Genomic DNA, 24,095 nt, shown 5'->3' on the forward strand with positions numbered 1-24,095 from the left:
CTGTCGAAGCCGAGGCCCAGCGCGTCCATGGTCTTCAGCCACAGGTTGCGCTTGCCGGCGTTGTGGTCGGCGCGGTCGAGGGACCAGCGGGTCATCTCGATGCCCATCCACTTCACCGGTTCGGGCGGGAAAGGCAGCGGCTTGTGCTTGACCATCTCCAGCTCGGTGCGCTCGGTCTGCCGGCCCGCGAGCAGGTCGAGCATGACCTCGGCGCCGAAACGGGTCGCGCCGACGCCCAGGCCGGTGTACCCCAGCGCGTAGGAGACGCGGCCCTTGTGGGCGGTGCCGAAGAACGCGGAGAAGCGGCTGCAGGTGTCGATGGCACCACCCCAGGCATGGCTGAACTTCAGGCCCTCCAGCTGGGGGAAGGCGGCGAAGAAGTGCTCGGCCAGCTTGACGTAGGTCTCGGGGCGGTGGTCGTACTCGTCGCGGACCTTGCTGCCGTAGTGGTAGACCGCGTCGTAGCCGCCCCACAGGATCCGGTTGTCGGCGGAGATCCGGAAGTAGTGGAACTGGTTGTTGGAGTCGCCGAGGCCCTGGCGGTTCTTCCAGCCGATCGAGGCGAGCTGCTCCTCGGTCAGCGGCTCCGTCATCAGCGCGTAGTCGTAGACCGGCGCGAGGAACGGCCGCACCCGCTTGACCAGGCTCGGGAAGATGTTGGTGCCGAGCGCGACGTGACGGGCGAAGACCCGGCCGTAGGGAGTCTTCGCCGCCATGCCCTCGCCCTTGGGGGCGAGGTCGGTCGCCGGGGAGTGCTCGAAGACGCGCACGCCCAGGTCCTTGCAGGCGCGCTTGAGGCCCCAGGCCAGCTTGGCCGGGTGGACCATGGCGACGTCGTCGCGGTGCCACAGGCCCGCGAGGAAGGTGGGCGAGTTGACCTCCGCCCGCACCGCGTCCGCGTCGAGGAACTCGGACTCGACGCCGTACTCGCGCATCTGCTCCGCGCCCTCGCGCAACTCGTCGACCTGGTGCGGCTCGGTGGCCACGTCCAGTTCGCCGGTGCGCTCCCAGTCGCAGTCGATGTCGTAGCGCTTGACCGCGGCCTCGATCTCGTCGAGGTTCTCCCGGCCGAGGCGCTCCAGGGTGCGCAGCTCGTTCGGCCAGCGCTCCAGGCCGTTGAAGAATCCGTGGGTGAGGCTGGCCGCGCAGAAACCGCCGTTGCGGCCCGAGGCGGCCCACCCGACCTCCTTGCCCTCCAGCAGGACGACGTCGAGGGAGGGGTCGCGCTCCTTGGCGATCAGGGCAGTCCACAGACCGGTGTAGCCGCCGCCGACGACCAGCAGGTCACAGTGGGTGTCACCGACGAGGGCCGGCTCGGGCTCGGGCTTCGCGGGGTCCGTGAGCCAGAAGGGGGTGTACTGGACGTCGGCGATCGAATGGGCCGGATCCATAGGTCTCACTGCTTTCTTGGTCCCGGGCGGTCTGTCTTACCGCTCGGGACGTAGAGGGTGGGAGAAGCGGCGAACCGGTGGCCCGCCTTGAAAGCTCAGCGGTCGCCGAAGATCGTGCGGTGCCAGTCCTTGCGGGCCAGCGCGGTGATGTCCTGCATCACGTGCTTGACCTGCGTGTACTCGTCGAGCGAGTACTGCGACATGTCCTTGCCGTAGCCGGAGGCCTTGTAGCCGCCGTGGGGCATCTCGCTGATGATCGGAATGTGGTCGTTGACCCACACGCACCCGGCCTGGATCTCGCGGGTGGCGCGCAGGGCGCGGAAGGTGTTGGTGGTCCACGCGGAGGCGGCGAGCCCGTAGGGGGTGTCGTTGGCCAGCTCGATGCCCTCGTCGTCGGTGTCGAAGGGCAGCACGACCAGGACCGGGCCGAAGAGCTCCTGCTGGACGATCTCGGCGTCCTGGCTGACGTCGGTGACCAGCGTCGGGCGGTAGTAGGCGCCCTGGGTGAGGTCGGTGCCGTCGTGGCCCTTCTCGGGGGCGAAGCCGCCGGCCGCGATGGTCGCGCCGTAGCCGCGGGCGCGCTCGACGAAACCGGCCACGGAGTCGCGCTGGCGCTCGGAGACGAGCGGGCCGAGGTCGGTCTGGGGGTTGAACGGGTCGCCGAGGCGGACCGACTCGAAGATCTCCGCCGCACCGGCCACGAAGGCGTCGAAGAGCGGGCGCTGGACGTAGGCGCGGGTGGCGGCGGTGCAGTCCTGGCCGGTGTTGATCAGGGCGCCGGCGGCGGCGCCGTTGATCGCCGCCTCCAGGTCGGCGTCGTCGAAGACCACGAAGGGGGCCTTGCCGCCGAGCTCCAGGTGGGTGCGCTTGACGGTCTGGATGGCGATCTCGCCCACGCGGGTGCCGACGCCGGTGGAACCGGTGAAGGAGACCATCGAGACGTCCGGGTGGCCGATCAGGTACTCGCCGACGCTGCGGCCCTTGCCGGTGACGACGTTGACCACGCCGTCGGGGATGCCGGCGTCGGTGCAGGCCTGGGCGAACATCAGCGAGGTCAGCGGGGTGAGCTCGGCCGGCTTGAGGACGATCGTGTTGCCCGCGGCGACGGCCGGGAGGATCTTCCAGGCGGCCATCTGCAGCGGGTAGTTCCACGGCGCGATGGAGCCGACCACACCGATCGCCTCACGGCGGATCGAGGAGGTGTGCGTGCCGGACCACTCGCCGCTGGCCTTGCCTTCCAGGTTGCGCGCGGCGCCGGCGAAGAAGGCGGTGTTGTCGATCGTGCCCGGTACGTCGAACTCGGAGGTGAGCTTGATCGGCTTGCCGGTCTGCGCGGACTCGACGCGGGCGAAGTCCTCGGCGCGCTCCTCCAGGATCGCGGCGAGCTTGGTCAGCGCGGCGCTGCGCTCGGCCGGAGTGGCGGTCGACCACGCGGGGAAGGCGCGCTTGGCCGCCGCCACGGCGGCGTCGACGTCGGACGTGGAGGCCAGGTCCACGCGCTGCACCAGGGTGCCGTCGGCGGGGCTGGTGACGTCGAAGGTGTCTCCCGATGTGCCCTTGCGCAGGGCGCCGTCGATGTACTGGGCTCCGGCGTCGAAGCGGTCGCCGACGATGGTCCGGTCCATGGATATCTCTCCTCGGGAGCATGCGGGCGGGACGCCCGTCCTGCGACGATGCCTGCTCGGGGAAGGGGCGGGCAAGCGACAGTCTGCAAAGCGGATCACCACCAGCATCACACAGTGCAAAAGAGAAGGCGGGCGACACCTCGTTGCCGGAATGTCGCCCGAGCCTGACACTATGGAGGCGTCCCCCGTTCGCCCCACACCGCCCCGAGGACCCCTATGTTCCCCACCGTCGCCCGCGTCCTGGAGCTGGACGTGGTCAGCCGCGGCCTCCCCGAGGTCGTGGCCGGGGCGCAGCACCTGGAGCGCCCGGTGCGCTGGGTCCACGTCAGCGAGCTGGCCGACGTGGCCGACATGCTGCAGGGCGGCGAGCTGATCCTGACCACCGGGATCGCGCTTCCCGAGGACCGTGAGGGTCTCGCCCGCTACGTGCGGGAGCTCGCGGACGTCGGCGCGGCGGGGCTGGTCGTGGAGTTCGGGCGGCGCTACTTCGACTCGCTGCCGCGCGCGCTGGTGCACGCCGCCGAGCAGCGCGGGCTGCCGCTGATCGTGCTCCGGCGCGAGCTGCGCTTCGTCGCGGTGACCGAGGCCGTGCACGCCCTGGTCGTCAACGCCCAGCTGGAGGAGCTCCGTTCGTCGGAGGAGATCCACCAGACCTTCAACGAACTGGCGGTCGAGGGCGCGGAGCCGGTCGAGGTCGTGCGCGAGGTGGCGCGGATGGCGGGCGCGCCGGTGGTGCTGGAGAACCTCTCCCACCAGGTGCTCGCCTACGACACAGCCGGCCAGAACGCGCAGGTGGTGCTGGCCGGTTGGGAGTCGCGTTCACGTGGCGTGCGCCCACAGGGCCGCACCGGCCACGACCCGCGCTCGGGCTGGCTGACGACGTCCGTCGGCGCGCGCGGGCACGACTGGGGGCGGCTGGTCCTCATCGGCAAGCCCGGATCGACGCAGGAGGACGCCGTCCCGCAGGCGGCCTCGCACCGGCACACCATGCTGGTCGAGCGCGCGGCGGCGACGCTGGCGCTGAACCGGCTGATGGTCCGCGACCGCGAGTCGCTGGAGCGGCAGACGCATCGCACCCTGCTCTCCGGCATCCTGACCCACGCGCTGACCGTCTCGGACGTGGCGCTGCGCGCGTCCGCACTCGGCGTCCCGCTGGAGGGGCGACGCCTGGTCGGCGTGGTGCTGCGCCAGCGGCGCGGCCCGCTCCCTGCGGCGCTGGAGGCCCAGGCCCGCCTGCGCGACTTCACCGAGACGGCGGCCGCCGCCGTCCGCGAGCGGCGCCTGACGGCGCTGGTCGGCGCGCTCGACGACGAGGCCGTCGGCCTGCTGGTCTCGCTGGGCCCCAAGGACGACGAGCACTCCGCGCTGGACGGCTTCGCCGGGGTGCTGCGACGCCTGGTCACCGAGCAGGAGGACGGTCCCGAGCCGGTCGTCGCGGTCGGCTCCTCGGTGGGCTCGGTCCGCGACGCCCGCCGCACCCTGGTCGAGGCCACGCAGGTCGCCGACGCCGCCCTGCACGACACCCCCAGCGCGCCGGGCACCCGCTCCGCCTCCTACTACCGCCTCCCGGACGTCCGCCTGCGCGGCCTGCTGCATCTGCTGCGCGACGACGCCAGGCTCCAGACGTACGTGGAACGCGAGTTGGGCCCGCTGCTGGCCTACGACGCGGAACACAACAGCCAGTTGATCGCGATGCTTCGCATCTACCTGGAGCAGGGCCGCAACAAGTCCGCCGCGGCGGACGCCGCCCACCTCTCCCGCCCGTCCTTCTACGACCGCCTGCACAAGGTGGAGCGGGTGCTCGGCGTGGACCTGGACCAGGTCGAGTCCTGCCTGTCGCTCCACGTCGCCCTGCTGGCGCTGGACGCGGTCCGCCGGTAACCGGGCAGCAGTCACCGGGCCGCAGCCACCGGGCCGCCGGTCGCTGTCAGACCCGCGTGCCAGGCTTCGGGGCATGGACACCACCGAATTCTGGCGGATCATCGACTCCGCGCGCGGGCGCGCCGGGGAGGGCCTCGCCTTCGCCGAGGCTCTCGTCGAGGTGCTCGCCGCCCGTCCGCCCCGGGAGATCCTTCAGTACCACGAGCGGTTCGAGGAGTTCCACGCGGCGCTGTACCGGTGGGACCTGTGGGCCGCCGGCTACCTGATCGGCGGCGGCTGCTCCGACGACGGCTTCATCGACTTCCGCGCCGGGGTGATAGCCCTCGGGCAGGCCTGGTACGAGCGGGCGGCCGCGGCCCCCGACAGCCTCGCGGAACATCCGGAGGTGTCGGCCGCCGCCGTCGCGGACGACGACGCGGTCTTCGACGAGCTGGTCAACTACGCGGCCGCCTACGCGTTCGAGCGGCTCACCGGCGACGAGGACGACTTCTACGAGGCGTGGGACGCGTACGCCGCAGAGCGTTCTGCGGTCCCGGCCTCGGCCGCGGACGTGGCGGAGGACATGGGCGAGCGGTTCTCCTTCGACGACGCGGAGCTGCACCGCCGCCTGCCCCACCTCGCCGCACTGTTCCTGGGGGACCTGGCACGCTAGTGCCCGTGGACGACATCGACCGGGCCATTCTGCGGGAGCTGCAGAGCGACGGCCGGATCCCCTACGCGGACCTCGGCCCCAAGGTGGGCCTCTCCCCCTCCGCCGCGCGGCAGCGGGTGCAGCGGCTGATCGACGCCAAGGTGGTGCAGGTCGTCGGGGTGACCGACCCGATGGCGATGGGCGGGCAGGCGATGGCGCTGCTCGGCATCAGGGTCGACGGGGACGCGCGGGCGGTCGCGGACGAGCTCGGCCGGCGGGACGAGGTCGTCTACTCGGTGCTGACATCGGGCGGCTACGACCTGTTCGCCGAGGTGGTGTGCCAGGACCCGCGCGCGCTGCTGGACTTCATCAACGACGTGGTCCGGCCGGTCGAGGGCGTGACGGCCGTGGACAACTTCCCGTACTTCGGCATCCACACCCACCGGTTCGCCTGGAACGTGTGAACGCGCGAAGGGCCCGCGGCCTGCGCCGCGGGCCCTTCGGTCCGTCAGGATGTCACTCCGCGATGGAGGTCATGACGTGCTTGATCCGGGTGTAGTCCTCGAAGCCGTAGGAGGAGAGGTCCTTGCCGTAGCCGGACTTCTTGAAACCGCCGTGCGGCATCTCGGCGACCAGCGGGATGTGGGTGTTGATCCAGACGGCGCCGAAGTCGAGGCGCTTGGCCATGCGCATCGCCCGCGCGTGGTCCTTGGTCCACACGGACGAGGCGAGCGCGTACTCGACGCCGTTGGCGTTGCGGACGGCCTCGGCCTCGTCGGAGAACTTCTGCACGGTGATGACCGGGCCGAAGACCTCGTTCTGGATGATCTCGTCGTCCTGGTTCAGGCCGGAGACGACGGTCGGGGCGTAGAAGTAGCCCTTGTCGCCGACGCGGTGGCCACCGGCCTCGACCTTGGCGTGGGCCGGGAGGCGGTCGATGAAGCCGGTCACCTGGGCGAGCTGGTTGGCGTTGTTGAGCGGGCCGTAGAGCACGTCCTCGTCGTCCGGCTGACCGGTCTTGGTCTCCGCGGCGGCCTTGGCCAGCTGGGCCACGAACTCGTCGTGGATCGACTCGTGCACCAGCACGCGGGTGGCGGCGGTGCAGTCCTGGCCGGCGTTGAAGTAGCCGGCGACGGAGATGCCCTCGACGGCGGCCGGGATGTCGGCGTCCTCGAAGACGACGACCGGGGCCTTGCCGCCCAGCTCCAGGTGGACGCGCTTGACGTCCTTGGCCGCGGAGGCCGCGACCTGCATGCCGGCGCGCACCGAGCCAGTGATGGAGGCCATCGCCGGGGTCTCGTGCTCGACCATGGCGCGGCCGGTCTCGCGGTCGCCGCAGACGACGTTGAAGACACCGGCGGGCAGGATCTCTCCGATGATCTCGGCGAGCAGCACGGTGGAGGCCGGGGTGGTGTCCGACGGCTTGAGCACAACGGTGTTGCCCGCGGCGATCGCAGGGGCGAACTTCCACACGGCCATCATCATCGGGTAGTTCCACGGCGCGACCTGGGCGCAGACACCGACCGGCTCGCGGCGGATGATCGAGGTCATGCCGTCCATGTACTCGCCGGCCGACTTGCCCTCGAGCATGCGGGCGGCGCCGGCGAAGAAGCGAATCTGGTCCACCATCGGAGGAATCTCCTCCGATGCGGTCAGCGCGATCGGCTTGCCGGTGTTCCTGGACTCGACGGCGACGAGCTCCTCGGCCCGCGCCTCGACCGCGTCGGCGATCTTCAGCAGGGCGAGCTGGCGCTGCGAGGGGGTGGTGTCCCGCCACGTCTCGAACGCGGCAGCGGCGGCGGCCATGGCCGCGTCGACATCGGCCTGCGCCGAGAGCGGCGCGGTGGCGTAGACCTCGCCCGTCGTCGGGTCGATGACCTCGGTGGTGCGGCCGTCGGCCGCATCGGTGAACGCGCCGTTGATGTAGTTGCGCAGCTTCAGAAGCTCGCTCACTTCGGGACCTCTTCTCGACTTCTGCTTGGGCGACGTCGGTGTCGTCGGGCCCAGGGTAACTCTGTGCTGCGGTTATCGACAGGGCCGGGCGACGAAGACGATGGATTCAGTATCGATATCAAGCTCCAGCAACGGAATCACTTGCGAACATCCGAACGATCAGGCAAGGTGACCTCGTGGCCAACCGCGACCGGAACGCCAATGTTCCCCTCGACTCCGTCTCCAAAGCGATCATCGAACAGCTTCAGGAGGACGGTCGCCGCGCCTACGCGACCATCGGAAAGGCCGTCGGCCTCTCCGAAGCGGCGGTGCGGCAGCGCGTCCAGAAGCTGCTTGACCAGGGTGTCATGCAGATCGTGGCGGTGACGGATCCCCGCACCGTGGGTTTCTCACGACAGGCGATGGTGGGCATCACCGTCGAGGGTGACGTGGAGGACGTCGCCGACGCGCTGGTGGCCATGGACGAGGTGGACTACGTCGTGGTCACCGCCGGCTCGTTCGACCTGATGGCCGAACTGGTCTGCGAGGACGACGAACACCTCCTCGAACTGATCAACAAGCGCATCCGCGCGCTTCCCGGCGTGCGGAGGACCGAGAGTTTCGTTTACCTGAAACTCCGGAAACAGACCTACACCTGGGGTACCCGATGAGCGCCGACGCGGTCGCCAACAAGGACCTGTCCAAATCCGCCTACGACCACCTGTGGATGCACTTCACCCGCATGTCGTCGTACGAGAAGAACCCGGTGCCGACGATCGTTCGCGGCGAGGGCACCTACATCTACGACTCGAACGGCCGCAAGTACCTCGACGGTCTCGCCGGTCTGTTCGTCGTGCAGGCCGGTCACGGCCGCAAGGAGCTGGCCGAGGTCGCCCGGAAGCAGGCCGAGGAGCTCGCCTTCTTCCCCATCTGGAGCTACGCGCACCCGATGGCGATCGAGCTGGCCGAGCGTCTCGCGAACTACGCCCCCGGCGACCTGAACAAGGTCTTCTTCACCACCGGTGGCGGCGAGGCCGTCGAGACCGCCTGGAAGCTGGCCAAGCAGTACTTCAAGCTCACGGGTGAGCCCACCAAGTACAAGGTGATCTCCCGCGCGGTGGCCTACCACGGCACCCCGCAGGGCGCCCTGTCCATCACCGGCCTGCCGGCCCTCAAGGCCCCCTTCGAGCCGCTGGTCCCGGGCACCCACAAGGTCCCGAACACCAATATCTACCGCGCCCCGATCTTCGGCGACGACCCGGAGGCCTTCGGCCGCTGGTGCGCCGACCAGATCGAGCAGCAGATCCTGTTCGAGGGCCCGGAGACCGTCGCCGCCGTCTTCCTCGAGCCGGTCCAGAACGCCGGTGGCTGCTTCCCGCCGCCGCCCGGGTACTTCCAGCGCGTCCGCGAGATCTGCGACCAGTACAACGTCCTGCTGGTCTCGGACGAGACCATCTGTGCCTTCGGCCGCCTCGGCACGATGTTCGCCTGTGACAAGTTCGACTACGTGCCGGACATGATCACCTGCGCCAAGGGCATGACCTCGGGCTACTCCCCGATCGGCGCCTGCATCATCTCCGACCGTCTGGCCGAGCCGTTCTACAAGCAGGACAACACCTTCCTGCACGGCTACACCTTCGGCGGCCACCCGGTCTCCTCCGCGGTGGGCCTGGCCAACCTCGACCTCTTCGAGCGCGAGGGCCTGAACAAGCACGTCCTGGAGAACGAGAACGCGTTCCTCACGACGCTGCAGAAGCTGCACGACCTGCCGATCGTCGGCGACGTCCGCGGCAACGGCTTCTTCTACGGCATCGAGCTGGTGACCGACAAGGCCACCAAGCAGTCGTTCACCGACGAGCAGTGCGAGCGCGTGCTCTACGGCTTCCTCTCGAAGGCGCTCTTCGAGAACGGCCTGTACTGCCGCGCCGACGACCGTGGCGACCCGGTCATCCAGCTCTCGCCGCCGCTGACCGCGGACCAGTCCACGTTCGACGAGATCGAGCAGATCCTGCGCAACGTGCTCACCGAGGCGTGGACGAAGCTCTGAGGCTTCCGCCTGACTTTCCGTCACCACCCTCCGCCACAGGGCGGCTCCGGCTTCTCCGGCCGGGGCCGCCCTGCGGTGCTCCCGCGGAGATTCCTTCACTCGTGTGAGTGATAAAGACGACACGCCGCGTAATACCGTCACGCAACCCCCACACCTTTTCCTCGTTCATAATCTGTGAGCCACAACTCACAGAGGCGGAGGAAGCCGTGAGCGTCGCACCACCCGACAACGACGTGCTGTGGGCACGATCGCTGGTCAAGTCGCACCACGGCACCCCTGCGCTGCGCGGCGTCTCCCTCAACGTCCGGGAGGGCGAGGTGCTCGCCGTCGCCGGCCCGCGCGGCTGCGGCAAGACCACGCTGCTGGACGTGCTCAGCGGCATGCTGCCCGCGGACGAGGGCGAGATCTGGTTCAACAGCTCCCCCGTTCACACGCTCGGCCGAGCCGCCAGGGAGCGGCTGCGCCGCGAACGCTTCGGCTATGTGGGCCCCGAGCCGCAGCTGGTGCCGGAGCTGAACGCCCGCGAGAACGTCGCCCTGCCGATGCTGCTGGCGGGGCTCCCCCGCAAGATCGCCGCGACCTCCGCCGCGGAATGGCTGGAGCGCCTCGACGTCGCCGACTGCGCCAAGCGCCGCCCCGCCGAGCTGCTGCAGGACCAGCGCCAGCGGATCGCCGTCGCCCGCGCTCTGGCCGCGGACCCCGCCGTGGTCTTCGCCGACGAGCCCACCGCCCCGCTGCACCGCGAGTCGCAGGACCAGGTCATGCGGATACTGCTCACGGCGTCGCGCTCGCACAAGATCACCCTTATTCTGGCCACGCATGACGCGAGCGTGGCCAGGTATGCCAACCGGGTGGCGGTGATGGCCGACGGACGTCTCGCCACACCTGTCGACGCCCGGGACGCCATCGCTCTGAGCGAGCTCGAAGAGGACGCCTCTACGTGTTCTACCTCCGTGTAGCGCGCGGTTACCGTGCGCTGGACCTGCTGCGCTGGATCCTGACCAGCGCGGCCTCCGCGGTCGTGGCCGCGTTGCTGCTGCGTGCGCTCGGCCGCGCCGTCTCCACGCCCGCACCCGCCCCCGCCGGGCCGTCCGTCGACCGCCTGCTGTGGTGCCTGCCCGCGCTGGTCGGCGTCGCCTACCTGGCCGGCGCCTGGGCCCGCGCGCTGCCGCTGCAGCAGCCCGAGCGGATGGCGGGCCTGGTCGCGGCCGGAGTCGGGCCGCTGCGGATGCGGCTGCTGCTCGCCGGGGAGATGGCGCTGGCCTGCGCGTTCGGCGCGGCCCTCACGCTCGGCGGCTTCCTGCTGCTGCGCGCGCACGTCCTGGAGCTGCTCCCTGACGGACGCCTCGACGACGCCCTGGGCGTCCACGGCACGCTGCCCTTCGCCGGCACCCTGACCCTGCTGGCGATCATCCCCGTCCTCGGCGGCCTCGCCGCCGCCGCGTCGGTCCGGCCGCAGGACGTCGTCCCCGTCGACGGCTCCGACGAACCGCAGCGCCGCCCCGCCGCGCGCCGGATCGCGCTCGCCGCCGGGCTGCCGTCGCTCGGCACGCTCATCGTGGTGACGGCCGTCCGGGTGAACGCCCCCGAGGCGGCGGCCGTCGGCTGGTTCATCGCGACCGCGGGTATCGCTCTCGCCGTCCCGGTCCTGCTCTACGGAGCGGGCGAGGCCCTCGCCTGGGGCCGGCCGCGCGCCACCCGCCTGCTCGCCGGTCGCGGCCTCCAGGCCCAGGCCTGGCGCCTCGGCACCCCGCTGGCCGTCCTGTCCGTCGTCGGCGCGATGGGCGCCGCCGCCTGGATCCAGTACGCCGCCGACCAGCACCGGCACCTGGGACCGCTGCCCCTGGTCGAGGCGGGCCTCGTCGCCCTCTGCGTCCTCGGCGCGCTCCTCACCCGCCTCGCCGAACTCGCGGGCGCCCACCGGGCCGCTTACGGCCCCCTGCGCCGCATGGGCGCCCCGACCAGCGTCCTCCAGGGCTCCGTCGCTCTGCGCACCGCCGCCGCCGGCGTCGTCGTCCTCGCCGCCGGCTCCGGCGCGGGCCTGCTCGCGTGGGCGGCGTTGGGCGTGTGACCGACGGGGCCCAGGAGCGGCGAAACGCGCTTGGGCGGGAGCGCACCCGTCCGTAGGCTGACCGCATGCCCGCCGGAAAGACGTCCTACGTCTGCCTTGCCTGCCGCCGCTCGTACAAGCAGCCGTTCGACCGTGCGCGTACCCGGCTCTGCCCCGAGTGCGGCGGGCAGCTGCTCCACGCCGGCTCGGCCTTCGCCGCTCCCGCACGCCGCGACACGGCCGCCTGGCGGACGCTCACGCTGCTGCTGAACGCGGGCATCGGCTTCCACAAGTCCTGCTGCGGCGGCCCGGGCTTCCGCCCCCGCACCCGCCGCGAGATCCGCGAACGCGTGCTCTGGGCCGAGCGCGCCGGCCTGCCGGCCGCGAGCCGGCTCACCTGGTCCTGCGCGCCCTGAAAACGCGGAGCCGGCTCGTCACCGAGCCGGCTCGTCGCAGGGTCACTCTGTCAGGTCACTCGGTCAGGCCACCCGTCGACGGGTGACGGCGGGGCTCAGCCCGCGGCGGCCAGCTGGCCGCAGGCGCCGTCGATCTCCTGGCCGCGGGTGTCGCGGACGGTGACCGGCACGCCGTGGGACTGGAGACGGCGGACGAACTCGCGCTCGTCCTCCGGGCGGGAGGCCGTCCACTTGGAGCCCGGGGTGGGGTTCAGCGGGATCAGGTTGACGTGCGCGTTGCGGCTCTTGAGCAGCCGCCCCAGCAGGTCCGCCCGCCAGGCCTGGTCGTTGATGTCCTTGATCAGCGCGTACTCGATGGAGACGCGTCGGCTGGACTGCGCGGCGTAGTCCCACGCGGCGTCCAGGACCTCGGCGACCTTCCACCGGGTGTTGACCGGCACCAGCTCGTCTCGCAGCTCGTCGTCCGGCGCATGCAGGGAGACCGCCAGGCGGACGCTGAGCCGCTCCTCGGCGAGCCTGTTGATCGCGGGGACGAGACCGACCGTGGAGACGGTGATGCCGCGCTGCGACAGCCCGAAGCCGGCCGGGGCCGGCTCGGTCAGACGGCGGATGGCCGCGATGACGCGCTTGTAGTTGGCCAGCGGCTCACCCATGCCCATGAAGACCACGTTGGACAGCCGCACCGCGCGCGCCTCGCCGTCCTCGCCGGCCTGCTCGCCGCCGAAGTCGCCGGCCTTGATCGCGCGCATGCCCGCGGCGATCTGCTCGACGATCTCCGCCGTGGAGAGGTTCCGGGTCAGCCCGGCCTGGCCGGTGGCGCAGAACGGGCAGTTCATGCCGCAGCCGGCCTGCGAGCTGATGCACATCGTCACCCGGTCCGGGTACTTCATCAGCACCGACTCGACCAGCACCCCGTCGAAGAGCTTCCACAGCGTCTTGCGGGTGGTGTCGTCGTCGCAGGAGACGTGCCGCACCTCCGTCATCAGCTCCGGCAGCATCGCCTCGGCGAGCTTCTCCCGGGACCCTGCGGGGATGTCCGTCCACTCGTCCGGCTTCGCGGCGAGCCGCCCGAAGTACTGACGCGACAGCTGGTCCGCCCGGAACGGCTTCTCGCCGAGAGCGACGACCGCCTCCTTCCGCTCCGCGACGGAGAGGTCGGCAAGATGACGCGGCGGCTTGGCCCCGCGGGGCGCGACGAAGGTGAGTTCACCCGGAAGTGGCTTAGGCATGATTCACCCAGTGTCTCAGATGGGAGAACCGTTCCCCGTTGGGCGACCCCAGGGGCCACCCCGTTCTGGAAGGTGGACCGAACGGGGCTGCGTGGCTGCGGGAGTGTCGGGCGGAAGGCCAGTCGGTTCCGATCTCGAAGGTCTGCTTGCTGCCGTACTGGCAACGCGCAGGCCCTGTGGGCCTTCGTGCTCTCTCCGGCGGGGCCGAAACGCCGCAGGCCCCGCCGGGAGGGCGGGGCCTGCGGGAGGGCCGAGGGTCAGACCTGGGCCGGGACGAGCTTCGGGTCGTCGCCGTACTTGTTCTGCCCCTGGTTCCCCTCGAGGATCCAGAAGACCAGCAGGACGATCCAGCCGATGCAGGTGAAGTACAGCAGCAGCCACCAGGCGCTGCGGCCGGTGTCGTGGAGCCGTCGGACGGCGACCGCGATCGCGGGCAGCAGGATCGCGAGGCCGTAGATGCCACCGAGGATCTGCGAGCCGATCGCGTTGTCCACGAGGTAGAGCACGACCTCGACGACGACGTTGATCAAAGTGAACCACCAGAACTCCTGGCGGCGCGCTCTACCACTGAATCCGACGTAGTTCTTGAGAACGGCGATGTACCAGTTCACGGGTCCCCTCCCAGGGCTTGTCGAAGCGAGCAAGCCGAGAACCTAGGACCCGTGAAACTCCCTGGTCAAGACAGTTTTCGAAGTGTTTCTCAGCCCGCCCCGACAAACCCGACCAGAACCAGCCAGACCACTGGGGCGGTCGGCAGGAGCGAGTCCAGGCGGTCCATGATTCCGCCGTGGCCGGGGAGGAGCGTTCCCATGTCCTTGATGCCGAGATCGCGCTTGATCATCGACTCGCCGAGGTCGCCCAGCGTCGCGGAGACCGCGACGCACGCGCCGAGGACCAGGCCCTGCCACCAGCTGCCGTCGGTGATCATCAACTGCATGCCCGCCGCGCCGGCGATCATGCAGAGCAGCACGCCGCCGGCCAGGCCCTCGCGGGTCTTGCCGGGGCTGATCCGCGGGGCGAGCTTGTGCTTGCCGAAGCGCGAGCCCGCCGCGTAAGCGCCGGTGTCGCTGCAGATGGTCAGCACCAGGAAGAGGGCGACACGCTGCGGACCGTCGTGCGCGGCCAGCATCAGCATGACGAAGGTCGCCAGGAAGGGGACGTAGAAGGCCGTGAAGATGCCGGCCGTCACGTCCCGCAGGTAGTTCTCCGGCGGCTCCGTCATACGCCAGACCAGCACGGCGAGGCTGGTCAGGGCCAGCGCCACCACCGCGGCCTCCGGGCCGCCGAGATAGGCGGCCACCTCCATGGCCGCACCGCCCACCAGCAGCGGGATCAGCGGGACGCGGATGCCCTTGGCCTCGGTGAGCCGGGTGGTGAGCTCCCACATGCCGACGCTCACCGCCGCCACGACCACGCCGACGAAGAGCCACTTGACCACGAAGAGCGAGGCCAGGATCACCGCGCCGAGGCCGAGGCCCACGCCGACGGCCGCCCTCAGGTCACGCCCGGCCTTGGGCGCGGACTTCTCCGCCGCCTTGGGCGCGGGCGCACCGTTTCCGGGCACGCCAGGGCCGCCCGGCGCACCGTTTCCGGGCGCGCCAAGGCCTCCGGGCGCGGCCTGGGCCGGGCCGCCGGGCTGCTGCTCGGGGGCCGGCGGGACGGGAGGCATGTACTGAGTGTGCGCCATGTCCGCGTCCCCGTGCAGACCCTGCGACTGCTCACCGCCGTACTCCGGAGAGTACGGAGGCCGAGCGCCCGGCGGGACCTGGCCGCCGGGCACGGACGGACCGTACTGCCCGTAGGCGGCCTGCCCGAACGGCTGCTGCGGCTGCTGTCCGTAGCCGGGTTGCGGACCGTACGGAGGCCGGCCATGCCCTGCTGCCGCCCCGTGGTCGGTCACGGGCGGCAGCAGCGTGGTGGCCTGGTCGTCACCGAGCGGCGCCGATCCCTCCGGCGCCAATCCCTCCGACGGCAGTCCGTGGCCCTGTGCGCGGGCCCCGGCACCCCTGTCTCCAAGAGTGGGCCCCCAGAAGGAATCGTCGTTCATCAGACCTCGAGCAGCTCGGCTTCCTTGTGCTTGAGCAGCTCGTCCACCTGGGCGACGTAGCGGCTGGTGACGTCCTCGAGCTCCTTCTCCGCGCGACGGACCTCGTCCTCGCCCGCCTCGCCGTCCTTGACGAGCTTGTCGAGGGTCTCCTTGGCCTTGCGGCGGACGTTGCGGATGGAGATCTTGCAGTCCTCCGCCTTGTTGCGCGCGACCTTGATGTACTCCTTGCGCCGCTCCTCGGTGAGCTGCGGGAAGTTCACCCGGATGATCGAACCGTCGTTGCTCGGGTTGACGCCGAGGTCCGAGTTGCGGATGGCCTCCTCGATCACGCGGAGCGAGCTCTTGTCGAACGGCGAGACGACCGCCATCCGCGGCTCCGGCACCGAGAAGGAGGCAAGCTGGTTGATCGGGGTCATCGTGCCGTAGTACTCGGCGACGATCTTGGCGAACATCGCGGGGTGCGCACGGCCGGTGCGGATCGCGGCGAAGTCGTCCTTGGCGACGCTGACGGCCTTCTCCATCTTCTCCTCGGCCTCGAGGAGGGTCTCTTCGATCACAATCTGCTCCTGTCCGGGGCAACCCGGTCTCGAACTGCTGGAACTACTTCGCTTCTCCCGGGCACGTTCACTCAAGGCCGCCCGGTTGTCCATCCCCCGCGCGCGGGAGCGGGCGCCTCAGGCGGTGGGCGCGTCCGTACTGATCAACGTCCCGATCTTCTCATTGCGAACCGCTCGGGCGATATTGCCCTCCTTGAGCAGCTCGAAGACGCGGATCGGCAGGTCGTTGTCCTTGCAGAGCGTGATCGCGGTGAGATCGGCGACCTTGAGATCCCGGGCGATCACCTCGGAGTATTCCAGGGCGTCGAACTTGACGGCGTCCGGGTTGACCCGCGGGTCGGAGTCGTACACGCCGTCCACGCCGTTCTTCCCCATCAGCAGCACCTCGGCGTGGATCTCCAGCGCGCGCTGGACGGCCGTGGTGTCGGTGGAGAAGTAGGGCATGCCCATACCGGCGCCGAAGATCACGACGCGGCCCTTCTCCAGGTGCCGCACCGCCCGCAGCGGCAGGTAGGGCTCGGCGACCTGGCCCATCGTGATCGCGGTCTGCACCCGCGTCTCGATGCCCTCCTTGTTCAGGAAGTCCTGCAGCGCGAGCGAGTTCATCACGGTGCCGAGCATGCCCATGTAGTCCGAACGGGCCCGGTCCATGCCGCGCTGCTGCAGCTCGGCGCCACGGAAGAAGTTCCCTCCGCCGATGACCACAGCCACCTCGGTGCCGCCTCGCACCACGGTGGCGATCTCACGGGCGATCGCGTGCACCACGTCCGGGTCCACGCCCAGGCCGCCCCCGCCGGCGAAGGCCTCGCCGGAAAGCTTGAGCAGTACGCGGCGACGCGTGGTGCCCTCGTCATCGGTCATCTGCATCGGCTCCTCCTTGTGAAGCACAGCCTGGTCGACATCAGCCGGGTGGTGCTGCGGTGCTGGTTGTGCGCATACCCCGGATGGGGGGCACGGATATGAGAAAGAGGCCACTGCCGCCGGAACCTGTTCGGTCACCCGCAGGGCAGTGGCCTCCTCGTCGTTCTCACGACTCACATCGTAGGGGCTGGCCGGAGCCGCCCCCGCTGCTCGATCCGGTGGATCAGGCGCCGACGCGGAAGCGGACGAAGCGGACCAGCTTGACGCCGGCCTCGTCCAGGACCTTCTGGACGGTCTTCTTGTTGTCGCGGGCGTAGGCCTGCTCCAGAACCGCGTTCTCCTTGACGAAGCCGGTGACGCGACCCTCGACGATCTTCGGGAGGGCGGCCTCGGGCTTGCCCTCCTCGCGCGCGGTGGCCTCGGCGATGCGGCGCTCGTTGTCGAGCACCTCGGCCGGGATCTCCTCGCGGGAGAGGTAGTTCGGGCCGAAGGCGGCGATGTGCTGCGCGACGCCCTTGGCGATGTCCTCGTTCTCGGCGTCCAGCTCGACCATGACACCGATCGCCGGCGGCAGGTCCGGGTCGGTGCGGTGCATGTAGACGTTGACGTAGTTGCCGCCGGTGAACTGGGCGAAGCGACGGAAGACGATCTTCTCGCCCAGGCTCGCGTTGGCCTCGTCCACGAACTGCTGGACGGTCTTGCCGGGCTCGATCTCGGCAGCCAGGGCGGCGTCGATGTCGGCCGGGGAGTTCTTGGCGACGAAGGCGGCCAGCTCGTTGGCGACGGCCACGAACTTGTCACCCTTGGCGACGAAGTCGGTCTCGCAGTTCAGCTCGACCAGGACGCCGGAGCTGCCCTCGACGAGGGAGACGACGGCGCCGTTGGAGGCGTCGCGGCCCTCACGCTTGGCGACACCCTTCTGGCCCTTGATGCGGAGCAGCTCGACAGCCTTCTCGACGTCGCCCTCGCTCTCGTCCAGGGCCTTCTTGCAGTCCATCATCCCGGCGCCGGTGAGCTCGCGGAGCTTCTTGACGTCCGCGGCGGAAAAGTTCGCCATGGTTCCTGAGTCTCTTCTCGCGTTGTCTTGTGAAGTGAGCGAAGAATCGGGGCGGTTCGGCCCACGATCCGACACAAGGAAGGGGTACGTCGGCGATCGCCGCCGTACCCCTCCCCGGTCAAGCGTTCAGGCGGGTCAGGCCTGCTCGGCCTCGGCCGCGGGGGCCTCGGCGGCCTCGGTGGCCGCGGGGGCCTCGGTGGCCTCGGCGTCGGCGACCTTCTCGGTCTCGGCGGAGGTCTGGACCTCGGCCTCGTCGGCCTTCTTCTCGGCGCCGGCGAGCTGCTCGAGCTCCCACTCGGCCAGCGGCTGGTCCGCACCGGACTCGGCCGGCTTGGCGTCGGCCTTGGCGGCACCGGAGCGGGCGATCAGACCCTCGGCGACGGCGTCGGCGACCACGCGGGTCAGCAGGGTGACCGAGCGGATGGCGTCGTCGTTGCCCGGGATCTTGTAGTCGACCTCGTCCGGGTCACAGTTGGTGTCGAGGATCGCGACGACCGGGATGTTCAGCTTGCGAGCCTCGCCGACGGCGATGTGCTCCTTCTTGGTGTCGACGACCCACACCGCGGACGGCACGCGCTGCATGTCGCGGATACCGCCGAGGGTCTTCTCCAGCTTCTCGTACTCGCGCTGCAGGACGAGGAGCTCCTTCTTGGTGAGGCCGGAGCCGGCCACGTCCGTGAAGTCGATCTCGCTGAGCTCCTTGAGGCGCTGCAGACGCTTGTAGACGGTGGAGAAGTTGGTCAGCATGCCGCCGAGCCAGCGCTGGTTGACGTAGGGCATGCCCACGCGACCGGCCTGCTCGGCGATGGCCTCCTGGGCCTGCTTCTTGGTGCCGACGAAGAGGACGGAGCCGCCGTGGGCGACCGTCTCCTTGACGAACTCGTACGCGCGGTCGATGTAGTTCAGCGACTGCAGCAGGTCGATGATGTAGATGCCGTTGCGCTCCGTGAAGATGAAGCGCTTCATCTTCGGGTTCCAACGACGGGTCTGGTGACCGAAGTGGACGCCGCTCTCCAGCAGCTCCCGCATCGTGACGACGGCCATGGCCGTGCTCCTTGAGGTTGCTCGGTTGTTCCGCCGCGGCCGGTGGCCGAGGCGCCTGACGCCCTGCTTCGTGCCGGTTCCTGTGGCTCCCACGAGGGGCTCGCCGAGGACCGAGCGGCACTGCGCCGGAGGACCGGCGCGGGGCGTGCGAAGTCGACCCGGCACGCCGGGTCGCGAAAGAAGTGTACGGGACGCGCCGGACGCCGGGCGACCTGCGCCCGGAACACCGGCTCACCCGAAGGGGTGGCAAGCTTTTCCACAGGGCCTAGGTTGTCCACAACTCGACCGGACGGGACCGGGGTTGTCCGCGCGGGGGGAGAGAGTGCGGGCATGACGCACACCACGCCCGCTCCCGCGTTCGCCCCTCCGCCCCCACTGCCGCCGCTTCCCGGCGGACGGCGGGTGTTGCTCGTGGTCGGGGTGCTGCTCTGGCTCGCGATGGCGGCCCTCGGCCCTCCGGGGCGGGCGCACGCGGCTCCCGGCGGACAGCTCTGGGGCGTCCGGGTCCGACCGCTGCCGACGGGCGGGACGCTCGCGGACGTGCTACGGCGGTTCGCTCCGCCGCCGGTGCGGTGGGCGGCCGGCCACCGCGGGGTGGACCTCGCGGCGGCGGTCGGGCTGCCGATCCGCTCGGTACGGGCCGGGGTCGTCTCGTACGTGGGGGTGATCGCCGGTAAGCCGGTGGTCTCGGTCGAGCTGACCGGGACGGGGGCCCCGCCGCTGCGGACCACCTTCGAGCCCGTGGAGGCGAAGGTCGCCGTCGGCGACGCGGTCGGGGCCGGAACGGTGCTCGGGACGCTGGCGGCCCAGGGCGGCCACTGCCCGGTCAGCTGCCTGCACTGGGGACTGCTGCGCGGCCGGCACTACCTCGACCCGCTGGCCCTGGTCGCGCCCGGTCGGGCGCGGCTGCTCCCGCTGACCCCGTCCAGCACCAGGGACACCGCCGCGTCGACGACCGCCTCCGGCTTCTCGTCGGCCGCCTCGCACAGGGCCAGACGCTTCGCGGCGGCCTCGACGGTGCCCTGGAGCAGCTGCGCCGCGAGCGTGGGCCGCGGGTGCCCGAGCTCGGTGAGCGCGTCGACCAGCGGCCCCACCAGAAGCCCGTGCGCCGCCCGGATGCGTTCCCGCGCGCCCTCGTCCAGCTCCAGGGCGGACAGCGTCGCCAGGGCGCGGTGGCGGGCGTCGCCGACGAGCGCGAGCTGCGCCCTGACGTAGGCCTCGACGCGCTCGACGGGGGTCTCCACCGTGCGCACCGCGTCGGCGACCTCCGCCGCCCAGACCGGCAGGTCCACGGCGCACAGCGCCTCGACGACCGCGCCGCGGGACTTGAAGTACTCGTAGACCGAGGAGCGCGCCAGACCGGTCCGCGCAGCAAGGTTGGGGAAGGTCAGCGCCTCCATCCCGCCCTCGGCGAGCAGCTCGCGGGCGGCGGCGAGCAGCGCGTCGTGCTGAAGCCTGCGGTGCTCGACGACGGAGGCAGCTCGGATTCTCGGCACGGGGCCCAGACTACTGCGCGTCCCTGAGAGCGGCGGACGGACTCAGCGGGCGTCGGAGAGCTTGGCCCGCAACTGCAGCACCGCCTTGGTGTGGATCTGGCTGACCCGGCTCTCGGTCACGCCGAGCACGTTGCCGATCTCCGCCAGGGTGAAGCCCTCGTAGTAGTACAGGCTCACCACCGTCTTCTCCCGGTCGGGGAGGGTGTTGATGGCACGGGCCAGAAGACGCCGGACCTCGCGGTTCTCGGCGACCTCCTCCGGGTCGTCGGCGGTGGTGTCGACCAGGGTGTCGACGAGGCTGCCGCGCACCTCGCCGCTCTCCCCCGACGCGTGCAGCAGCTCGTCGAGGGCGACGACGTTCGCCAGGGAGAGCTGACTGAAGATGCCGTGGAGCTCCTCGATCTGGATGCCCATCTCGGCCGCGACCTCCGAGTCGCCCGGCGTGCGGCGCAGGCTGACCTCGAGGGTGGCGTAGGCGCGCTCCACGGCGCGCGCCTTCTGGCGGATGGACCGCGGGATCCAGTCCAGCGCGCGCAGTTCGTCGATGATCGCGCCGCGGATCCGGCTGATGGCGTACGTCTCGAACTTGATCGCCCGCTCGGGGTCGAACTTCTCGATGGCGTCGATCAGGCCGAAGATGCCGGACGAGACGAAGTCCGCCTGCTCCACGTTGGCCGGCAGACCGACGCTGACGCGGCCTGCCACGTACTTCACCAGCGGTGAGTAGTGCAGGATCAGCTGCTCCCGCAGCCGCGGGTCGGCCGAGTGCTTGTAGGCGCGCCAGAGCTCGTCCACCGTACGCACCCGCGCACTGCGGGGTCCGGGGATGCTGCGGGGTTCCCCCGCAGGGGAGCTGGCGTACCTGGGCATGCGTCGCTTGAGCCGTTCTACCGATCCATTGGGCCATTCAACGGAACGGATGTGAGCGTAGCGTGACGGCGTGCTTTCTGAGCGCTATGAAGTCCCCTTGCACGCTGGATTCAGCCTCCAGTGCGCCCCGAGGCGTTCGACCAGACCGAGGGACAGGAGTTCGTAGAGCCGCCGCAGCACCACGTCCGGGCCCAGCAGACAGCGCTGGACCAGGGATTCCACGCTTCCGCCGCGTGTCGACGCGGGCAGCGATTCGAGCACGCGCAGAGTCTCGGGAGCCAGCGCGTCTCGCAGGCGTTCGCGCCCCTCCGGCGTGGCCGCGAGATCCGTTCCAATCCCGCCCACCTGTTCGACGACTTCACCCGCGTCGGCGACCAGCACCGCGCCGCGGCGGATCAGTTCGTGTGTGCCGGCGGAGAGCGAACTGGTGGCCGGGCCGGGCGTGGCCATCACCTGGCGGCACAGATCGCCCGCCCAGCGGGCGGTGTTGAGCGAGCCGCTGCGGCGGGCCGCCTCGATGACGACGGTGCCGCGGGTGAGCGCCGCGATGATGCGGTTGCGCTGCAGGAACCTCGGCCGGTTGGGGTGGGCCCCGAGCGGGAGTTCGCTGAGCAGCAGGCCCTGCTCGGCGATGCGGCGCAGCAGTTGCTCGTTGGCGCGCGGATACACCTGGTCCACGCCGCAGGCGAGGACTCCGACGGTCGGCCCGCCGACGACGAGCGCGCCGCGGTGCGCGGCGGCGTCGATGCCGTAGGCCGCGCCGGAGCACACCGTCCAACCGCGTTCGGTCAGGCTCACGGACAGGTCCGCGGCGAGCCGCTGCCCGTACCCCGTGCAGGCCCGCGCGCCGACGACGGCGACCGACCGCACGGCCAGCACGCGCAGCGAGGCCCGCCCGCGCACCCACAGTGCGACCGGCCGCACCGACCCCAGGTCGTCCAGCTGGGTCGGCCAGCCGGCCTCCCCCCGGCAGATCAGCCGCGCCCCGATCAGCGCGCCGTGCGCGATCTCACGCGCCCCGTCCGGCGCCGCGACCCCTGCGGGCAGCGCCCGGGTGAGGCGCGCGAGCGCCTCCTCGGGCCCCCACTCGTCGATCAGCTCCCCGGCCCGCTCGTCCCCGGGCTCGACGATCCGCCCCAGCGCGGCCCACAGCACCCGCTCCCGCTCGGGCAGCAGCCCGCCGTCGTGGGCGTCGGGGGTGTCGTCGGCGTCGTGGGTGTCGTGGGTGTCGAAGGGTTCGGTTTCAGGTTCGTTCATGGAGGGCTCCCGGTGAGCTGAGGCAGGTGGGGGAAGGACGCTCGGTCCGCCTCCGGCACCACGCCGGGGAGGGCGGGACTGCCTTCGGCGCGGGCCGGGCCAACGGCCAAAAGCCGTGCGCCCCGCCGGTGCGGGCGTGCCGCTGCGCGGCGACGGTCCACCGGACTCCTGTGCGGAGCCCGGGGCGGCGATCCGCGGGCGGGTGGCCGCAGGCGGGGTCCCGCAGGCCCACGGCCGCGGGCTTTGGGGTGGGTGGTCCCGTGCCGACGCATCGCTTCTGGACGAGGCGCGGCACGGGACCGGTCGGAGGGGTGGGCGGGGCGTGTCGTCAGAAGTCAGAAGCAGGGGTCGGACGGCGACGCGGAGCGGAAGGCGGCGCCGCGCAGGGCGAGGGCGGCGTGGACGTGTTCACGCTGGGGGCGGTCGGAGCCGGCGAGGTCGGCGGCCGTCCAGGCGACGCGCAGGACGCGGTCGAGGCCGCGGGCGGTGAGGAAGCCACGCTCCATCTCACGTTCCGCGTCCCGCAGCGCCTCGGGGCCGAGGGGGTAGCGGGTGCGCAGCTCGTGACCGGGGACCTCGCCGTTGAGACACCAGGGGGCGTCCGCGTACCTCGCGGCTGCGCGTTCGCGGGCGGCCACGACGCGGGCGGCGACGACCGCGCTGGACTCGGCGGGTGCGTCCCGCTGCCGCAGCAGCGCCGTGCGGCTCACCGCGTCGACCTCGACGCGGAGGTCGACCCGGTCCAGCAGCGGTCCGCTCAGGCGGGCCTGATAGCGCGTCACCATCGTCGGGGTGCACTCGCAGGCGTCGCCGCGCCGCGACCAGCGGCCGCAGGGACAGGGGTTGGCCGCGAGGAGCAGCAGGAACCGGGCGGGCAGCCGCAGCGAGCCCGCCGAGCGGGCGACGAGCACCTCACCGGCCTCCAGCGGCTGCCGCAGCGCGTCGAGCACGCGGACGCTGAACTCCGGCGCCTCGTCGAGGAAGAGCACGCCACGATGGGCGAGCGAGGCCGCGCCGGGGCGGGGCAGACCGCTGCCCCCGCCGACGATCGCGGGCATCGTCGTGCTGTGGTGCGGCGCGCAGTACGGCGGGCGCTGGACCAGCGGTCGGCCGGGCGGGAGGAGGCCGGCGATGGAGTGGATGGCCGTGACCTCCAGCGCCTCCTTCTGGCCGAGCGGCGGCAGGATGCCCGGCAGGCGCTCGGCCAGCATCGTCTTGCCGGCTCCCGGAGGGCCCTTCAGGAAGAGGTGGTGGGCGCCGGCCGCCGCGAGCTCCAGCGCGTGGCGGGCCTCGCACTGGCCCGCAACGTCGGCGAGGTCCTTGCGCCAGCCCGCTGCCGCATCCGCGTGCCGGACGCCCAGCCCGGGCAGCGAGAGCCCGGCGAGGGCGGGATCGGGACCGGAGGCGAAGAGCTGCTCCGGTGGCTCCTCCGGCTCCGGCTCACCGCACAGCAGCGCGATCAGCTGGCGCAGCGAACGGACGGCCAGCACCTCGACGCCCGGGACCAGCGCGGCCTCGGGTGCGGTGGCCTGGGCGACGGCGACCTTGGCGTAGCCCGCGTCGGCGGCGGCCAGGACGGCGGGGAGCACCCCGCGGACGGGCCGCGCCCGACCGTCGAGGCCTAGCTCGCCGACGAGCAGCAGCCGTTCGATCGACTCCGGCTTGAGCCGCTCGCACGCCGCAAGGACGGCGCAGGCGATGGCG

22 protein-coding genes and 1 pseudogene are annotated in these 24,095 nt (G+C 71.2%); 9 read left to right on the top strand and 14 right to left on the bottom strand.

All coding sequences use genetic code 11. The features are described from left to right. Together TR49_RS37350 and TR49_RS37355 are read right to left on the bottom strand one after the other, a co-directional pair. Positions 1-1,391: NAD(P)/FAD-dependent oxidoreductase (locus TR49_RS37350; protein ID WP_042390412.1), on the bottom strand; the 1,391-nt coding region annotated here is incomplete at its 3' end. A gap of 95 nt (positions 1,392-1,486) precedes the next feature. Then, the gene (locus TR49_RS37355) at positions 1,487-3,016 is read right to left on the bottom strand and encodes a gamma-aminobutyraldehyde dehydrogenase (RefSeq protein ID WP_042390414.1); all 1,530 of its coding nucleotides are present in this window, start codon (positions 3,014-3,016) and stop codon (positions 1,487-1,489) included. Between the two features lie 216 nt (positions 3,017-3,232). Here TR49_RS37355 and TR49_RS37360 point away from each other — a divergent pair, with 216 nt between their 5' ends. From TR49_RS37360 to TR49_RS37370, 3 genes are all read left to right on the top strand, one after another. Further along, positions 3,233-4,897, top strand: a complete 1,665-nt coding sequence (locus TR49_RS37360; RefSeq protein WP_042390416.1) for a PucR family transcriptional regulator — start codon at positions 3,233-3,235, stop codon at positions 4,895-4,897. A 73-nt stretch (positions 4,898-4,970) separates the two neighbouring features. Further along, positions 4,971-5,549, top strand: coding sequence for a DUF4240 domain-containing protein (locus tag TR49_RS37365; protein WP_042390418.1), 579 nt, complete (start codon positions 4,971-4,973; stop codon positions 5,547-5,549). A 5-nt stretch (positions 5,550-5,554) separates the two neighbouring features. Then, positions 5,555-5,992: an Lrp/AsnC family transcriptional regulator gene (locus TR49_RS37370; RefSeq protein ID WP_042390454.1), complete on the top strand. Its 438-nt coding sequence runs from the start codon at positions 5,555-5,557 to the stop codon at positions 5,990-5,992. Between the two features lie 52 nt (positions 5,993-6,044). On the opposite strand, the gene TR49_RS37375 is transcribed toward TR49_RS37370, so the two are convergent. After that, positions 6,045-7,481, bottom strand: a complete 1,437-nt coding sequence (locus TR49_RS37375; RefSeq protein ID WP_042390420.1) for a gamma-aminobutyraldehyde dehydrogenase — start codon at positions 7,479-7,481, stop codon at positions 6,045-6,047. A 176-nt stretch (positions 7,482-7,657) separates the two neighbouring features. On the opposite strand from TR49_RS37375, the gene TR49_RS37380 reads away from it, so the two are divergent. The 5 genes from TR49_RS37380 (at position 7,658) to TR49_RS37400 (ending at position 11,973) form a co-directional block, all read left to right on the top strand. After that, the gene (locus tag TR49_RS37380; protein WP_042390422.1) at positions 7,658-8,131 is read left to right on the top strand and encodes an Lrp/AsnC family transcriptional regulator; all 474 of its coding nucleotides are present in this window, start codon (positions 7,658-7,660) and stop codon (positions 8,129-8,131) included. Continuing rightward, positions 8,128-9,507, top strand: coding sequence for an aspartate aminotransferase family protein (locus TR49_RS37385; protein WP_042390424.1), 1,380 nt, complete (start codon positions 8,128-8,130; stop codon positions 9,505-9,507). The genes TR49_RS37380 and TR49_RS37385 overlap by 4 nt, the downstream gene beginning before the upstream one ends. Positions 9,508-9,713: 206 nt before the next feature. Next, positions 9,714-10,466: an ABC transporter ATP-binding protein gene (locus TR49_RS37390; protein ID WP_042390426.1), complete on the top strand. Its 753-nt coding sequence runs from the start codon at positions 9,714-9,716 to the stop codon at positions 10,464-10,466. Beyond that, positions 10,448-11,578, top strand: coding sequence for a hypothetical protein (locus TR49_RS37395; RefSeq protein ID WP_042390429.1), 1,131 nt, complete (start codon positions 10,448-10,450; stop codon positions 11,576-11,578). Before TR49_RS37390 ends, TR49_RS37395 begins: the two co-directional genes overlap by 19 nt. A 65-nt stretch (positions 11,579-11,643) precedes the next feature. Beyond that, positions 11,644-11,973: a hypothetical protein gene (locus TR49_RS37400; protein WP_042390431.1), complete on the top strand. Its 330-nt coding sequence runs from the start codon at positions 11,644-11,646 to the stop codon at positions 11,971-11,973. 95 nt (positions 11,974-12,068) lie between these two features. Here TR49_RS37400 and rlmN read toward each other — a convergent pair whose 3' ends face one another. From rlmN to rpsB, 7 genes are all read right to left on the bottom strand, one after another. Next, positions 12,069-13,202: a dual-specificity RNA methyltransferase RlmN gene (gene rlmN / locus TR49_RS37405; protein ID WP_042390434.1), complete on the bottom strand. Its 1,134-nt coding sequence runs from the start codon at positions 13,200-13,202 to the stop codon at positions 12,069-12,071. Positions 13,203-13,459: 257 nt separating this feature from the next. Continuing rightward, positions 13,460-13,813, bottom strand: coding sequence for a DUF805 domain-containing protein (locus tag TR49_RS37410; RefSeq protein ID WP_042390435.1), 354 nt, complete (start codon positions 13,811-13,813; stop codon positions 13,460-13,462). 89 nt (positions 13,814-13,902) lie between these two features. Next, positions 13,903-14,889, bottom strand: coding sequence for a phosphatidate cytidylyltransferase (locus TR49_RS42200; protein WP_439654165.1), 987 nt, complete (start codon positions 14,887-14,889; stop codon positions 13,903-13,905). A gap of 359 nt (positions 14,890-15,248) precedes the next feature. Beyond that, the gene (gene frr, locus TR49_RS37420) at positions 15,249-15,806 is read right to left on the bottom strand and encodes a ribosome recycling factor (protein WP_042390437.1); all 558 of its coding nucleotides are present in this window, start codon (positions 15,804-15,806) and stop codon (positions 15,249-15,251) included. A gap of 117 nt (positions 15,807-15,923) precedes the next feature. Continuing rightward, entirely contained in the window at positions 15,924-16,673 is a 750-nt protein-coding gene (gene pyrH, locus TR49_RS37425; RefSeq protein WP_042390439.1) for a UMP kinase, read from the bottom strand. Positions 16,674-16,890: 217 nt separating this feature from the next. Beyond that, positions 16,891-17,724 carry a translation elongation factor Ts gene (gene tsf, locus TR49_RS37430; protein WP_042390441.1) on the bottom strand — a complete coding sequence of 278 codons (834 nt, stop codon included), beginning with the start codon at positions 17,722-17,724 and terminating at the stop codon, positions 16,891-16,893. 135 nt (positions 17,725-17,859) lie between these two features. Further along, positions 17,860-18,768: a 30S ribosomal protein S2 gene (gene rpsB, locus TR49_RS37435; protein WP_042390444.1), complete on the bottom strand. Its 909-nt coding sequence runs from the start codon at positions 18,766-18,768 to the stop codon at positions 17,860-17,862. A gap of 438 nt (positions 18,769-19,206) precedes the next feature. Between rpsB and TR49_RS42205 the strand changes: the two are divergent. Continuing rightward, positions 19,207-19,584, top strand: a pseudogene (locus TR49_RS42205) (peptidoglycan DD-metalloendopeptidase family protein); the annotation flags it as partial. Between the two features lie 47 nt (positions 19,585-19,631). On the opposite strand, the gene TR49_RS37440 reads toward TR49_RS42205, so the two are convergent. The 4 genes from TR49_RS37440 to TR49_RS37455 form a co-directional block, all read right to left on the bottom strand. Next, on the bottom strand, positions 19,632-20,264 hold the full coding sequence (locus TR49_RS37440; RefSeq protein WP_042390445.1) for a TetR/AcrR family transcriptional regulator: 633 nt from the start codon (positions 20,262-20,264) through the stop codon (positions 19,632-19,634). A 42-nt stretch (positions 20,265-20,306) separates the two neighbouring features. After that, a complete protein-coding gene (gene whiG, locus TR49_RS37445) occupies positions 20,307-21,134 on the bottom strand; it encodes an RNA polymerase sigma factor WhiG (RefSeq protein ID WP_042390448.1) in 828 nt (275 codons plus the stop codon). An 84-nt stretch (positions 21,135-21,218) separates the two neighbouring features. Then, positions 21,219-22,391: a DNA-processing protein DprA gene (dprA, locus tag TR49_RS37450; protein ID WP_084725813.1), complete on the bottom strand. Its 1,173-nt coding sequence runs from the start codon at positions 22,389-22,391 to the stop codon at positions 21,219-21,221. Between the two features lie 335 nt (positions 22,392-22,726). Continuing rightward, positions 22,727-24,095: YifB family Mg chelatase-like AAA ATPase (locus TR49_RS37455; RefSeq protein WP_042390451.1), on the bottom strand; the 1,369-nt coding region annotated here is incomplete at its 5' end.

The sequence above is a fragment of the Streptacidiphilus melanogenes genome (genome assembly GCF_000787835.1).
GTDB classification, from domain to species: domain Bacteria; phylum Actinomycetota; class Actinomycetes; order Streptomycetales; family Streptomycetaceae; genus Streptacidiphilus; species Streptacidiphilus melanogenes.